Genomic DNA, 13,629 nt, shown 5'->3' on the forward strand with positions numbered 1-13,629 from the left:
TCCATGGTCGCGGTCAAAGCCGGAGACGTGGATGGAGCGCTGCGGCGCCCCGATCCGCGCATCGGTCTGTTCCTGTTCTACGGGCCCGATATGGGTCTGATCAACGAGCGTGCCCGCCTTGTCGCCGAGCGCTCGGTCGATGACCCCGCGGACCCGTTCCAGCTCATCCGGATCGACGGCGACGACATCGCCGCCGATCCCGCGCGCCTTGCCGACGAGGCCGGAACCATGGGCCTGTTCGGCGCCAAGCGCGCCATCTGGGTGAAATCCACCTCGCGCAACATCGCACCGGCCGTCGATGCGGTCCTGAAGGGCGAGTTACAGGACACGGTGATTGTCATCGAGGGCGGCGACCTGCAGAAATCCTCGCCCCTGCGCACCCTGTGCGAGCGCTCGCAGAAGGCACTCGCCCTGCCCTGCTATGCCGATTCCGGACGCGATCTCGGTAACGTCGTCGACGAAACCTTGAAAGACAACGGCTTTTCGATCCAGCGCGAGGCCCGCACCGCCCTGATCGCGAGCCTCGGCGGCGACCGCCTCGCCACCCGCGGCGAACTCTCCAAGCTGATGCTCTACGCCCATGGGCAGCGCGAGATTACGCTTGCCGACGTGGATGCGATCATGAGCGACGTGTCGAGCCTCGCCATGGATGCGGTGGTCGATGCCGCCTTCGCCGGCGAGGGTACGGGGCTCGAGACCGGCTCCCGGCGCCTCGCCGCAGAGGGCGTCAACGCCTCCGTGCTGCTCGGCGCGGCGCTCCGCCACGCGTTGATGCTGCTGAATGCCCGCCTTTCCGTTGAGGAAGGTCGCCCGATTCCGACGGTGATGGAAACCATGCGCAGCCTGCATTTCCGGCGCAAACCCCTGGTCGAGCGCCATCTCCAGCGCTGGACCGGCGACAGCCTCAGGAGCGCGATTTCGCTGCTTCAGACGAGCCTCCTGCAGACGCGCCGCATGGCCGATCTCGACGACACGATCGCGGCGAAGACGCTGCTAGACATTGCCCGGGCGGCACGGCGGTAGGGCACCCCGAGGAGATATAAATCGCGACGTCATGGCCGGGCTTGTCCCGATCACCCACGTCTTGGGAACCACCACGCTGCAAAGACGTGGGTCCCCGGGACAGGCCCGGGGATGACGGTGGAGGGCGGCATGAGGGACGGTGTCATTCCCGGCCGGACATGGCGCAGCCATTGCAGGGAAAGGGAATCCACTCATGAGCGCGACGCCATGGACCCCTAGTTTCGCTCACCGGGATCACACCATCACCCGTCATGGCCGGGCTCGTCCCGGCCATCCCGACAAGCCACAGCGCCTGAATCCATGGAGTTGCGGTATGAAATTTGTCGAGCAGATCGGCTCAGAAGGAATAGGTCTCGTTCATGGTTCCGGGCTCGGCTGTGAGGACACCCGAAATACATATTATAGTTGATAAACTTCGTCCAGCAAAAGCGTCACTGCGCTGTGCATGGATATGCGCAAGCTCATCGGTAGCAATTTCGCCCGGATCAGGCGAGAAAAAGGCTTGACCCAGGAACAGGTCGAGGAGCGGTCCGGATTGAGCCAGCAATATCTCAGCAGCCTCGAGCGGGGCCGAAGGAACCCGACGATCGTGACGGTCCATGAGCTGGCGCAGGCTTTGGGCGTCAGCCATCTCGACCTTCTCAAGCCGGATGGCCCGCCGCCGACACAGGGCTGAGGCTCTGCGATGCCGCGACCCTTCCGTCGCGGCTGGTGGCGCAAGCGCCTTACGGATTCAACCGCCGGCACAAGCCGTCGAGCTGGTCCAGGGTCTTGTACTTGATGCGCAATTCACCGCCGCTGCCCTTGTGGTCGATGCTCACCGTGAGGCCGAGCACGTCCTGCAGCGCTTTTTCGAGCGCCCTTGTGTCGGGATCCTTCTCCGCCTTGGCGGGCTTGGCCGCCTTGGCCTCCGTCTTCGCCGGCGAGGCATTATCGGTCTGCGCGATCTCCTCGACCTGGCGCACGCTCAGGCCCTCGTCGAGGACGCGCTTCGCCACCTGGACCGGATCCTTCACCGAGAGCAGCGCGCGGCCGTGGCCGGCGGTGAGCTTGCGCTCCATCAGCATCTTGCGCACGCCGACAGGCAGATCGGTGAGACGCAAAGTGTTGGCGATGTGGCTGCGGCTCTTGCCGATGACTTTTGAGAGATTCTCCTGCGTGTAGGAGAACTCGGCCATCAGGCGCGAATAGCCTTCCGCCTCCTCGATCGGGTTGAGATCGGCGCGCTGGACGTTCTCGAGGATCGCGTATTCGAGCGATGTCTTGTCGTCGATGCTGACGATGACCACCGGCACCCGGTGCAGCCCCGCCTTCTGCGCCGCGCGCCAGCGGCGCTCGCCGGCGACGATCTCGAATTCGTCCCTATGGTTCGGGATCGACCGCACCACGATGGGCTGGATGATGCCGCGATCCTTGATCGACTGTGTCAGCTCGCCTAGATCCGCGTCGTCGAAGACCTTGCGCGGGTTGCGCGGGTTCGGGCGCAGGAACTCCACCGGCACCGAGCGCGGCACGAAGCCCTTGCGCTCGAGGTTGCCCATCTCGTCCCCCACCTCGCCGATCAGGGCGGCCAATCCACGACCCAGGCGCGACTTACCTTCTTCTGCCATTGTCTCTCTCAAAAAATTTTAGGCCGCGCGCAGGGCGCGTTCACGCTGGATGACTTCCGAGGCAAGCCGCAGATAGGCCTGCGAGCCGGCGCATTTCAGATCGTAGAGCAGGACCGGCTTGCCATGCGACGGCGCCTCCGACACGCGGACATTGCGCGGGATCATCGTCTCGTAAACCTTGGCCCCCATGAACTGGCGCACATCCGCCACCACCTGTCCCGACAGGTTGTTGCGCGGGTCGAACATGGTCAGAACCACGCCGTGGATCGACAGATCCGGGTTGAGGGCCGAGCGGACCTGTTCGACCGTTTTAAGCAGCTGGCTGAGGCCTTCCAGAGCAAAAAATTCGCATTGGAGGGGGACCAGAACGGCGTCAGCAGCGGTCAACGCATTGATGGTCAGAAGATTCAGCGATGGCGGGCAGTCGATCAAAATATAGGTAAAAGGTTCACTTACCTCAGAGGCCGAAAGACCTTCGATGGCGGAGCGGAGCCGATGCGCCCGGTTGCGCTCGTTGGCGATCTCCAATTCGACGCCAAGAAGGTCGAGAGTCGAAGGCGCGACCGACAATCCGGGCACCACGGTCTCGGTGATCGCCTCCTCCAATGAGGCTTCGCCGGCGAGCACATGATAGGTCGAGACCTGACGGCTCTTGCGGTCGATGCCGAGACCGGTCGAGGCATTGCCCTGCGGGTCGAGATCGATGATCAGAACTTTCTCGCCGATGGCGGCGAGCGCCGTGCCGAGATTGATCGCCGTCGTCGTCTTGCCGACACCACCCTTCTGGTTGGCGAGGACGAGAACGCGTGGTGTCGCCCCAAGCGCGCCTGGTTCGGGTCCGTTGCGGTCGGTCATCATGAATGGCTCTCGATGGAGGTGATGCGCAGAATCCTGGCGTCAGGATCGGTCAGGCTCGGCAGGATCTCTGCCTCGAATGTCCACTTTTTCCGGGCCTCGGTCAATTCGATCTCGACGTCGCGACCCTTGGGAAAGAGACCCATTGTCCCCGCTTTCAACAACGGTGCGGTCCAGTCCAGCAGCATGTCGAGCGAGGCGAGCGCCCGAGCCGAGACCACATCGGCCTTGCCGACGAAGCCTGGCACAACGGTCTCAAGTCTCGCTTCGTGAATGGTCGCCGAGGCTCCGGTGAGCCGGGCGATCTGGCGCAGGAAGGCACATTTGCGCGAATTGCTCTCGACGAGATGGACGTGAAGTCCCCTCTCCGCGCCGGCAATGGCGAGGACCAGACCGGGGAAACCGGCCCCGGATCCGAGGTCGAGCCAAGTCCTCGCTTCGGGGGCGAGATCCAGAAGCTGCAGCGAATCGACGATATGGCGCTCCCAGATCTGGCTCAGCGTGGCCGGACCGACGAGGTTCTTGATCGCCTGCCAGCGCCGAAGCTCCCGCTCCAGCAGTTCCAGCTTCTCGAATGTTTCACGTGAAACATTCAGGTCGGAAGGGGTCAGAATAGTGGATTTCGTCACGAGAGAGGCTCGGCAATGTGGGCAGCGCGCCCCGGTGCCTTGCGGGCATGGGCGGCCAGAAGCGTCAGCGCGGCAGGAGTGATGCCTTCGATCCGAGCCGCCTGTCCCAGGGTCTTAGGACGGACGAGATCGAGCTTGGCCTTGATCTCATTCGAAAGGCCGGGCAGACCCTGAAAATCGATGCCCTCGGCCAGGACCACGCCCTCGTCCCGACGATAGGCGGCGATATCCGCCTGCTGCCGGTCGAGGTAAACCGCATAGGTCGCGTCCGTCTCAAGCCGCTCTTGGACAGGCCCGCTCACGGAAGATAGCTCCGGCCACACCCGAGCGAGGTCGGACCAGCCGATGCTCGGATAGGACAGTAGTTGGTAGGCGCTGCGGCGGATGCCGTCCTGGTTGAGCTCAAGCCCATGCCGGGCCGCTTCCTGCGGGGTCAGGCTGAGCGCCTGCAGCCGCTGCCGGGTGTCATGGATCTCAGCCTGAGAGCGTTGAAAATGCCTCTCGCGCTGCGTGCCGACGCAGCCGATCTCGAGGCCCTTGCCGGTCAGGCGCTCGTCCACATTGTCGATGCGCAGGCTCAGGCGATATTCGGAGCGCGAGGTGAACATGCGATAGGGCTCGCTCACGCCGCGGGTAATCAGGTCGTCGACAAGAACGCCGATATAGGATTCGGCCCGGTCGAAGACGATTCCATCCAGGCCGGACGCACGGCGGGCGGCATTGAGGCCGGCGACCAGCCCCTGGGCGGCCGCCTCCTCATAGCCGGTGGTGCCATTGATCTGGCCGGCGAGGAAAAGGCCCTCGACGGCCTTGGTCTCGAGCGCGGCATTCAGGTTGCGCGGGTCGACATAATCGTACTCGATGGCATAGGCCGGCTGCAGCATCCGTACTTTTTCCAGGCCCGGAATATGGGACAGGAAGGCGAGCTGCACGTCTTCCGGAAGGGAGGTCGAGATCCCGTTGGGATAGACGGTGAAGTTGTCGAGGCCCTCCGGCTCCAGGAAGATCTGGTGCCCGTCCCGGTCGCCGAAACGCACAACCTTGTCCTCGATGGAGGGGCAGTAGCGCGGCCCCCTGCCCTGGATCTCGCCGGAATACATGGCCGAACGGTGCAGGTTGTCCCGGATCAGCTCGTGGACCTTGGCCGTCGTGCGGGTGATGCCGCATTCGATCTGCGGGTTGTCGATCCGGGTGGTCAGCAGCGAGAATGGCACCGGCTCGTCATCGGCCGCCTGCTTGTCGACACCGGCCCAGTCGATGGTGCGGCCGTCAAGGCGGGGCGGAGTGCCGGTCTTAAGACGCCCGAGGCTGAAGCCGAGCCGCTCGAACGTCTTCGGCAGGCCGAGCGAAGGCCGCTCGCCCATGCGGCCGGCCGGGATCTTCTTCTCGCCGATATGGATCAGGCCCGACAGAAAGGTCCCGGTGGTGATGACAACAGTCCCGGCGGCGAGCACCTGACCGTCGGCGAGCAGAAGACCGGTAATCCGTCCGTTCTGTACGACGAGGTCGTCCGCCTCCCCCTCCACGATGGCGAGGTTCGGAATCTGCAGCAGCTCGGCCTGCATGGCACGGGCATAAAGCTTGCGGTCGGCCTGGGTGCGCGGTCCGCGCACGGCGGGGCCCTTGCGACGGTTGAGCAGGCGGAACTGGATGCCGGCCTTATCGGCGATACGGCCCATGACGCCGTCGAGCGCATCGATCTCGCGCACGAGGTGACCCTTGCCGAGCCCGCCGATGGCCGGGTTGCAGGACATGGCCCCGATGGTCGAGAGCTTGTGCGTGACCAGAGCCGTGCGCGCACCCATACGGGCAGAGGCGGCGGCCGCCTCGGATCCCGCGTGGCCGCCGCCGACGACGATCACATCGAACACCGCGCTCATCTTATCTCCTGTTGGAACGTCGAACTGGAAGCAGGTTCCAACCCGGTTTCAATCCGACGTCCGCTTATCCTGAACCGTCGCCAGCGCCCATCGCAGCTTCGCGTCAGTGAGACCGCGGGCTCACGATCCTCTGATGCGCTGATCTAGGTGCTGGTTCGGCAGAGGTCAAAAGGGCAAAATGTTTCACGTGAAACATTTTGGTTCTGCACAGCCTACCCACAGCGCATGCACGGCGGATTCAACATTGTTCCACCGATTCGTGAATGGGGAAATTGGCCTTCCGCGGGAAGGTTCGGTTGATACGCCTCCTGCGCAGCTCTTTTCCCCAAAGTCCGTATTGCTGAGCGCTCGCTCCGTCCTGAGAGCCACGCAATGGCGTCGAGAAGACCCCGTCCTGAATGCCTGGCTAATCAAGCGCGACTGACGTTCATTCACCACTCCTCCGTCGTTCCTAACCTACCCTCCAACGTCATCCCCGGGCTTGTCCCGGGGACCCACGTTTTGGCAACCGCAGCGGCGTAAAGGCGTGGGTGGCCGCAACAAGTGCGGCCATGACGGCGAGGGTGAGGTTAGGGGATGACATCTCGGGCAAGTCCGAAGCTCATGGGGAAGAGGGCTAGGGGCACAGCCCCTTCATCAGCCAGATTCTCTGGATGAGGCTAAGCAGCTTTCGCTTGAGTAAGAATCCCCGCAGCCGCAATCACTTGCCGATGCAGAAGCTCGAAAACAGGCGGTCGAGCACGTCCTCGACATCGACGCGGCCGGTGATCTCGCCGATCGCCCGGGCGGCGAGCCGCACTTCCTCCGCCGCCAGTTCGAGCGGTCCGCGGCTGACGAGCATGGAACGGGCGCGCTGCAGGGAGGCATGAGCACGCTCCAGCGCCTTGCGGTGACGCTCACGGGTGACGATGGCATCGCCCTGCCCCATCAGGTTCTCAGCCTCGGCCTCGAGACGCTCGATCAGCTCCGGCAGGCCCTCGCCAGTCGTGGCGGCGACCAGAAGATCGCAACCGGGCGGGGATCTGCCGAGATCGGCCTTGGTCCCCACTTTCAACAGGCGCCGGGCCGTAGGCGCGATATTCTCCTCGCCTTCCGGCGGCACGAGCCAGAGCACGAGATCGGCATCCTGCACCCGGGCGCGGGCACGGGAGACGCCCTCCTGCTCGATCAGATCCCCGCTCTCACGCAAGCCGGCGGTGTCGACGACGATCACCGGCAGGCCACCGAGATCGCAATGCACTTCGATCACGTCCCGGGTCGTGCCGGCGATCGGCGAAACGATGGCGACATCGCGTCGGGCGAGCGCATTGAGCAGGGTCGACTTGCCCGCATTGGGCGGGCCGGCAAGCACCACGGTCAGCCCCTCGCGCAGGCGCTCCCCGCTCCGGTTGGCGGCGGCGCGGCCGATCTCGCCAATGACCCGGTCGATCATGGCAAGGATCTCCCCCTCCAGATCCTCGGGCACGTCGCCCTCGTCGGAGAAGTCGAGGCTCGCCTCGAGCAGGGCCAGCACCTGCAGCACGCTCTCGCGCCAGCCTTCCGCTGCATTTCCCAATCGGCCGCCGAACTGGCGCATGGCCTGGCGCCTTTGCGCCTCGGTCTCCGCGTCGATGATGTCGGCAAGGCCCTCGACCTGGGCGAGGTCCATGCGGCCGTTGAGAAAGGCGCGGCGGGTGAACTCCCCTGCCTCTGCCGGGCGGCAATTCTCGATGGTGCCGAGCGCGCGGAGCACCGCCGCCCGGGTCGCCAGCCCGCCATGGATGTGGAGCTCGGCCTGATCCTCGCCTGTAAAGCTCTTCGGCCCCGGCATCCAGAGCACTAGTGCCTGATCGAGCGGCTCATCGGTGGCCGGGTTCTTCAAGGTCCGCACGACGGCCCGGCGCGGCTTGGGTACGCTTCCCGCCATCCGCTCCAGAATGGTTCTGCTCTCCCCGCCGCTGATCCGGATCAGGCACACGGCGGCGCGGCCGTGCCCGGAAGCCATCGCGAAGATCGTGTCGTCCGAACGCATGAGCGTGAACCTCGTGAGGAAAAGAGGATTTAAGGTTGACGATGTCTTAAAAACAGAAGGCGCGGACCGTAGCGAGTCCGATGCCGGAGCAGGTCCGATGAATCGCCTGAGCGAGGCCCATTCCCCCTACCTTCTGCAGCACAGGGACAATCCTGTCCATTGGTGGGAATGGGGTCCCGAGGCGCTGGCCGAGGCGAAGCGCCTCGACCGTCCGATCCTGATCTCGATCGGCTATGCCGCCTGCCACTGGTGCCATGTCATGGCGCATGAAAGCTTCGAGGATCCGGATGTCGCCTCGGTCATGAACGCCCTCTTCGTCAACATCAAGGTCGACCGCGAGGAGCGGCCGGATGTGGACCATGTCTACATGAGCGCGCTCCATCTCCTGGGAGAGCAGGGCGGCTGGCCGCTCACCATGTTCCTGACGCCCGAAGGCGAGCCGTTCTGGGGCGGCACCTATTTTCCGAAGGAGCCGCGCTTCGGCCGCGCCGGCTTCGTCGCGGTGCTGCGGGAGGTGAGCCGCCTCTACCACGCGGAGCCGGAGCGGATCCTCAAGAACCGGGATGCGATCAGGCAGCATCTGGCGAAGACGGAGCAGGGTGACGGCGGCACCCTCGGCCTGGACGATCTCGACCGTTTGGGATTACGCCTCTCCGGACTCATCGACACGGAGAACGGCGGCCTGCAGGGCGCCCCAAAGTTCCCCAACCCGCCGATCCTCGAAGTCCTCTATCGCTATGCCCGCCGCAGCGGCGACGCGGAGGCGAAACGGCGCTTTCTCCTGAGCCTGGAGCGCATGGCGCTCGGCGGCATTCGCGATCATCTCGGCGGCGGCTTTGCCCGCTACTCCGTCGACGAACGCTGGCTCGTGCCGCATTTCGAAAAGATGCTCTACGACAATGCGCAGCTGCTGGAGCTCTATGCGCTGGGATACGCCGAGACCGGACATCCCCTCTTCCGGGACGCGGCCGAGGGGATCGTCGCCTGGCTGCAGCGGGAGATGACGATTCCCGAGGGCGCCTTCGCCGCGAGTCTCGACGCGGATTCGCAAGGAGAGGAAGGCCGCTTCTATGTTTGGACCCTGGCCGAGATCCGCGAGGCCTTGGGCGAGGACGACGCCCCCCTCTTCGCCAAGGTTTACGACATCACGGAGGACGGCAATTTCGAGGGCCACAACATCCCGAACCGGCTGATCTCCGGTGATGCACCGCTTGGCGTTGAGGAGCGGCTGGCAATCATGCGGGCGAAGCTGCTGGAGCGGCGCGCCTCCCGCGTCACGCCCGGCCTCGACGACAAGGTGCTGGCCGACTGGAACGGGCTGATGATCGCCGCCCTCATCCGCGCAGCACCCCTCCTCGGCCGGCTGGACTGGATCGGCATCGCTCAGCGGGCCTATGGCTTCATCTCGAAGTCGATGAGCCGGGACGGACGGCTCGGCCATTCCTGGCGCGGCGCGCTGATCTTTCCCGGCTTCGCCCTCGACCATGCCGCGATGATGCGCGCGGCGCTTGCCCTTTACGAGGCGACGTCGGAGCCGTCCTATCTCCAGGACGCGCGGACCTGGCGCGACGTGCTCCTGGCGGAATACATGGTCGAGGACAATGGCTGCCTCGCCATGACGGCCCGGGGAGCCGACCCGCTCGTCGTCCGGCCGCAGCCGAGCACGGACGATGCCGTGCCCAATGCCAATGGGGTCGTTGCCGAAGCGCTTGTGAGGCTTGCGCAGATCACCGAGGAGGAGGCGGACATCGAACGCGCACAGGAGGTTCTGAGTCGGCTCGTCGGAATCGCCCGCTCATCGCCCCTCGGCCACGCCTCGATCCTCAACGCCCTCGACCTGCACCTGCGCGGTGTGAGCATTCTGATCACGGGACACAACGCCGGAGCATTGCATCAATCCGCCCTCGCCCTGCCCTATCTCGACCGCAGCGTTCGCCTTCTCAAGGCAGATGAGATGCTCCCCGACGATCATCCCGCCAAGGCCCTCGCCTCCTCGCACGCCGAGGCCCAGGCCCTCGTCTGCGCCGGCATGCGCTGCTCGCTCCCGGTCTTGGATGCGGATGGCTTGCGGGCGCGTGTGGAGGAAATGCTGGAGATCGGCAAGAAGAGCTAGCGAACTCTCGAAGAATACAACCTCGATGTCATGGCCGGCCTCGTGCCGGCCATCCCGATCCTGTGAAGCGCTTGCGCCTCTCTTCATCGAGATCACCGGCACTGATCCCCGGCTCAGGTCCGGGGAGGTGATGACAGGCGGTGAGTTTGCATAGGGACCTTAACAATCCGGCTCGCGCGTCACCGCCTCACGCTTGAGATGGGTCAGCGGCAGGGAGGCATCGGATTTCACCCGGGTCAGGGCGAAGTTCGAGCGGATGTCGCCGATCATCGGCAGGACGAGGAGTTTCTCCGTCAGCAGCCGCTCATAGGCCTTCAGGTTCGACACCACGATCTCGGCGATGAAATCCGCCGTGCCGGAGACCATGTGGCAGGCCACCACCTCGGGCATGGCGGAGAGCGCCTGCTGCAGCGCCTGCGCATTGTCGCGGGAATGCTTTTCGACCTTGATATCGACGAAGACCGTGAGCCCGAGACCGACCGATTCCCGGTCGAGCACGGCGCGGTAGGTGCGGATGAAGCCGTCGCGCTCGAGCCGCCGGACCCGGCGCAGGCAGGGCGAGGGCGAGAGGCCGACCTGATCCGCCAGTTCCTGGTTGGTCAGCCGCCCGTCGGACTGGAGCGCGCTTAAGATCCGCAGGTCGATGGCGTCGAGATCGATATAGGGCATGGTTTTACCGACAGCCGCTTTCGCGCAATTTTCTGCCAAGAAGTCCCGATAATCAAGTATCACTTCGCAAGGACATGCCATGTCATGCCAGGATATGCTCAAACGCATCGATGGAGATGCGTCATGTCCGACCTCGTTCACTCCCTGCCGCAGAGCCGGATCCGACCCGCTCTCATCGGCTGGCTCGCGGCCCTGGCGACGGTTACGATCTGGGCAGTTTGGGCGGTGGCGACCCGCCATGCGGTCACCCACGACCTGCCGCCGGTCGCCATCGGCATATTGCGCTTCGGCGTGCCTGCCGTGCTGCTGGCGCCGATTGCATGGCGCACCGGGCTCTTTCCTAAGGGACTGGGATTGCCGAAGAGTCTCGGCCTTCTCGGCTCCGGTGCTCCGTTCTTCCTCATCGTCGCGCTCGGCATGCAATTCGCGCCGGCGGCGGAGATCGGTCCGCTGCTGCCGGGCACCATGCCGCTCTTCGTCGCCCTCATCGGCTGGCTCGTCTTCGGCGAGCAGCTCGCCCGAATGCGCGCTTTCGGCTTCGCCCTGATCCTGATCGGTGTCGCCTGCATCGGCGGCCATGGGCTCTTCATGACGAGCAATGGAACCTGGCGCGGCCACCTGCTCCTGCTGACCGGCGCCTGCCTGTGGGGAATCTACACCCACGCCTATCGCCGCAGCGGTTTGTCGGCGCTGCAGGCGGCGTCCCTCATCGGGCTGTGGTCCTTCCTGATCCTCCTGCCCTTCGGCCTGCCGCCGCTCATCCGCGCGATCGGCAACGGCTTGGCCGGCCCGCTCGTGCTGCAGGCCCTTCTCCAGGGCTTTCTCTCGGGTGTTGCCGGCATCGTTTTCTACGGCATCGCCATCGACCGGCTCGGCGCCTCTCGCGCCGCCGCCATCTCGCCGCTCGCCATCGTGCTGGCGGCGCTGTTCGCGATCCCGATGCTCGGCGAGATTCCGGATGCGGCCGCGATGATCGGGATCACCTTGGCGACCCTCGGCGTCGTGCTGGCGAGCGGTGCGTTCGGATCTGCGCCGAAACTCTCACCCTGACTATCCAGCGTGATCTTCCCGACATTGTCATCACCTCCCCGGACTTGATCCGGGGATCGGTGCCGGTGATCCCGATCTGAAGAACGCTGTGCTTCACACCATCGGGATGGCCGGCACGAGGCCGGCCATGACGAGCGACATTTGCAGACACAACGAAAAACCCCACCCTCCGCGAGGAGGATGGGGCCGGGATTCCGTGAGGCGGGCGTTCCGCCTCAGGTGTTCATCGAGTCGAAGAAATCCTGGTTCGACTTGGTCTGGCGCAGCTTGTCGAGCAGGAACTCGATGGCATCCACCGTGCCCATCGGGTTGAGGATGCGGCGCAGCACGTACATCTTCTTGAGCGTGTCGCTTGGTACCAGCAGCTCTTCCTTGCGGGTGCCGGAGCGGGTGATGTCGATCGCCGGGAAGGTGCGCTTGTCGGCGACCTTGCGGTCGAGAATGATTTCCGAGTTGCCGGTGCCCTTGAACTCTTCGAAGATCACCTCGTCCATGCGCGAGCCGGTATCGATCAGCGCGGTTGCGATGATGGTGAGCGAGCCGCCCTCCTCGATGTTGCGCGCCGCGCCGAAGAAGCGCTTCGGACGCTGCAGGGCATTGGCATCGACACCGCCGGTGAGCACCTTGCCGGATGACGGCACCACGGTGTTGTAGGCGCGTCCCAGGCGCGTGATCGAGTCGAGCAGGATGACCACGTCGCGGCCATGCTCGACGAGGCGCTTCGCCTTCTCGATCACCATCTCGGCCACCTGCACGTGGCGCGTCGCCGGCTCGTCGAAGGTGGAGGCCACGACCTCGCCCTTCACCGAGCGCTGCATGTCGGTCACTTCCTCCGGGCGCTCGTCGATGAGCAGCACGATGAGGTAGCACTCGGGATGGTTGGTGGTGATTGACTGCGCCACGTTCTGCATCAGCACGGTCTTACCCGTGCGCGGCGGCGCGACGATCAGCGCGCGCTGGCCTTTGCCGATGGGCGAGACGATGTCGATGATGCGCGGCGAGAAATCTTTGCGCGTCGGATCGGCGATCTCGAGATTGAAGCGCTCGTGCGGGAAGAGCGGCGTCAGGTTGTCGAAGTGAACCTTGTGCCGGATCTTCTCCGGATCCTCGAAATTGATCGTATTGACCTTGAGCAGGGCGAAGTAGCGTTCGCCCTCCTTCGGGCCGCGGATCGGGCCGTCCACCGTGTCGCCGGTGCGCAGGCCGAATTTCCGGATCTGCGAGGGCGAGACATAGATGTCGTCGGGACCGGGCAGGTAGTTCGAATCGGCCGAGCGCAGGAAGCCGAAGCCGTCCTGCAGCACCTCGACCACGCCGGCGCCGATGATCTCGACCTCGCGTGCCGCCAGCTGCTTGAGGATGGCGAACATGAGCTCCTGCTTGCGCATGGTGCTCGCGTTCTCGACCTCGAGCTCTTCGGCGAAAGTGATGAGTTCGGTGGCGGATTTGGATTTCAGGTCTTGAAGTTTGATTTCCCTCATCGGGGAACACTCTCGGGGTAAAGTCGCGGGCAGAAGAGCTGTACGCGGGGGAGATTAAGGGGAACGTTCGACAGGGCCGCCGGGTTCACGAACCGTGACTGAGAGAGCCCTGAGGCCCCGTGCAGCGCACCTGTCTTTAGAGGAAGAGACCTTTGTTCTAGCCGTTTTCTCCGAAAATCACAAGAGCCTTCCTCGCCCCGTCCGGGAACGTTCCCTTTCACAAGGCGGTTATCGGTCGCCGAACAAGAGCATCGGACCCAAAAGTGGACCCACTTTTGGGATCCAATCCGATGCTCCGTTCCTAAACA

General features: G+C 64.6%; 11 protein-coding genes. 4 read left to right on the plus strand and 7 right to left on the minus strand.

Features of this window, described 5'->3' with window-relative positions; all coding sequences use genetic code 11:
* Positions 1–3: 3 nt before the first annotated feature.
* Positions 4–1,023: a DNA polymerase III subunit delta gene (gene holA, locus JKL46_RS00075; RefSeq protein WP_201829047.1), complete on the plus strand. Its 1,020-nt coding sequence runs from the start codon at positions 4–6 to the stop codon at positions 1,021–1,023.
* A 445-nt stretch (positions 1,024–1,468) separates the two neighbouring features.
* On the plus strand, positions 1,469–1,699 hold the full coding sequence (locus tag JKL46_RS00080) for a helix-turn-helix domain-containing protein (protein ID WP_201829049.1): 231 nt from the start codon (positions 1,469–1,471) through the stop codon (positions 1,697–1,699).
* Positions 1,700–1,748: 49 nt separating this feature from the next.
* Here JKL46_RS00080 and JKL46_RS00085 read toward each other — a convergent pair whose 3' ends face one another.
* The 5 genes from JKL46_RS00085 to mnmE form a co-directional block, all read right to left on the minus strand.
* Positions 1,749–2,633, minus strand: coding sequence for a ParB/RepB/Spo0J family partition protein (locus JKL46_RS00085; protein ID WP_201829051.1), 885 nt, complete (start codon positions 2,631–2,633; stop codon positions 1,749–1,751).
* Positions 2,634–2,651: 18 nt separating this feature from the next.
* Positions 2,652–3,491 (minus strand): ParA family protein, encoded by an 840-nt coding sequence (locus JKL46_RS00090; protein WP_201829053.1) that lies wholly within the window; start codon positions 3,489–3,491, stop codon positions 2,652–2,654.
* Positions 3,488–4,117, minus strand: coding sequence for a 16S rRNA (guanine(527)-N(7))-methyltransferase RsmG (gene rsmG / locus JKL46_RS00095; RefSeq protein ID WP_343073989.1), 630 nt, complete (start codon positions 4,115–4,117; stop codon positions 3,488–3,490). The genes JKL46_RS00090 and rsmG overlap by 4 nt, the downstream gene beginning before the upstream one ends.
* The gene (gene mnmG / locus JKL46_RS00100; protein WP_201829055.1) at positions 4,114–5,997 is read right to left on the minus strand and encodes a tRNA uridine-5-carboxymethylaminomethyl(34) synthesis enzyme MnmG; all 1,884 of its coding nucleotides are present in this window, start codon (positions 5,995–5,997) and stop codon (positions 4,114–4,116) included. Before mnmG ends, rsmG begins: the two co-directional genes overlap by 4 nt.
* A 700-nt stretch (positions 5,998–6,697) precedes the next feature.
* Positions 6,698–8,008, minus strand: coding sequence for a tRNA uridine-5-carboxymethylaminomethyl(34) synthesis GTPase MnmE (gene mnmE, locus JKL46_RS00105; RefSeq protein WP_201829057.1), 1,311 nt, complete (start codon positions 8,006–8,008; stop codon positions 6,698–6,700).
* Between the two features lie 97 nt (positions 8,009–8,105).
* Between mnmE and JKL46_RS00110 the strand changes: the two genes are divergently transcribed.
* Entirely contained in the window at positions 8,106–10,121 is a 2,016-nt protein-coding gene (locus JKL46_RS00110; RefSeq protein ID WP_201829059.1) for a thioredoxin domain-containing protein, read from the plus strand.
* A 159-nt stretch (positions 10,122–10,280) separates the two neighbouring features.
* Here JKL46_RS00110 and JKL46_RS00115 read toward each other — a convergent pair whose 3' ends face one another.
* Complete coding sequence (locus tag JKL46_RS00115; protein WP_201829061.1) at positions 10,281–10,790, minus strand: Lrp/AsnC family transcriptional regulator; 510 nt, start codon at positions 10,788–10,790, stop codon at positions 10,281–10,283.
* 123 nt (positions 10,791–10,913) lie between these two features.
* Between JKL46_RS00115 and JKL46_RS00120 the strand changes: the two genes are divergently transcribed.
* Positions 10,914–11,840: a DMT family transporter gene (locus JKL46_RS00120; protein WP_201829063.1), complete on the plus strand. Its 927-nt coding sequence runs from the start codon at positions 10,914–10,916 to the stop codon at positions 11,838–11,840.
* Between the two features lie 215 nt (positions 11,841–12,055).
* On the opposite strand, the gene rho is transcribed toward JKL46_RS00120, so the two are convergent.
* Positions 12,056–13,321 carry a transcription termination factor Rho gene (gene rho / locus JKL46_RS00125; RefSeq protein WP_201829065.1) on the minus strand — a complete coding sequence of 422 codons (1,266 nt, stop codon included), beginning with the start codon at positions 13,319–13,321 and terminating at the stop codon, positions 12,056–12,058.
* Positions 13,322–13,629: the final 308 nt, after the last annotated feature.

The sequence above is a fragment of the Microvirga zambiensis WSM3693 genome (assembly GCF_016735695.1).
Lineage (GTDB): Bacteria > Pseudomonadota > Alphaproteobacteria > Rhizobiales > Beijerinckiaceae > Microvirga > Microvirga zambiensis.

What these genes read in the sequence shown, in the direction of transcription:
- mnmE (WP_201829057.1), bottom strand. Translation starts at nt 8,008, where the DNA reads ATGCGTTCGGACGACACGATCTTCGCGATGGCTTCCGGGCACGGCCGC.
- JKL46_RS00120 (WP_201829063.1), top strand. Translation starts at nt 10,914, where the DNA reads ATGTCCGACCTCGTTCACTCCCTGCCGCAGAGCCGGATCCGACCCGCT.
- JKL46_RS00115 (WP_201829061.1), bottom strand. Translation starts at nt 10,790, where the DNA reads ATGCCCTATATCGATCTCGACGCCATCGACCTGCGGATCTTAAGCGCG.
- mnmG (WP_201829055.1), bottom strand. Translation starts at nt 5,997, where the DNA reads ATGAGCGCGGTGTTCGATGTGATCGTCGTCGGCGGCGGCCACGCGGGA.
- JKL46_RS00085 (WP_201829051.1), bottom strand. Translation starts at nt 2,633, where the DNA reads ATGGCAGAAGAAGGTAAGTCGCGCCTGGGTCGTGGATTGGCCGCCCTG.
- JKL46_RS00080 (WP_201829049.1), top strand. Translation starts at nt 1,469, where the DNA reads ATGGATATGCGCAAGCTCATCGGTAGCAATTTCGCCCGGATCAGGCGA.
- rho (WP_201829065.1), bottom strand. Translation starts at nt 13,321, where the DNA reads ATGAGGGAAATCAAACTTCAAGACCTGAAATCCAAATCCGCCACCGAA.
- JKL46_RS00090 (WP_201829053.1), bottom strand. Translation starts at nt 3,491, where the DNA reads ATGATGACCGACCGCAACGGACCCGAACCAGGCGCGCTTGGGGCGACA.
- holA (WP_201829047.1), top strand. Translation starts at nt 4, where the DNA reads ATGGTCGCGGTCAAAGCCGGAGACGTGGATGGAGCGCTGCGGCGCCCC.
- JKL46_RS00110 (WP_201829059.1), top strand. Translation starts at nt 8,106, where the DNA reads ATGAATCGCCTGAGCGAGGCCCATTCCCCCTACCTTCTGCAGCACAGG.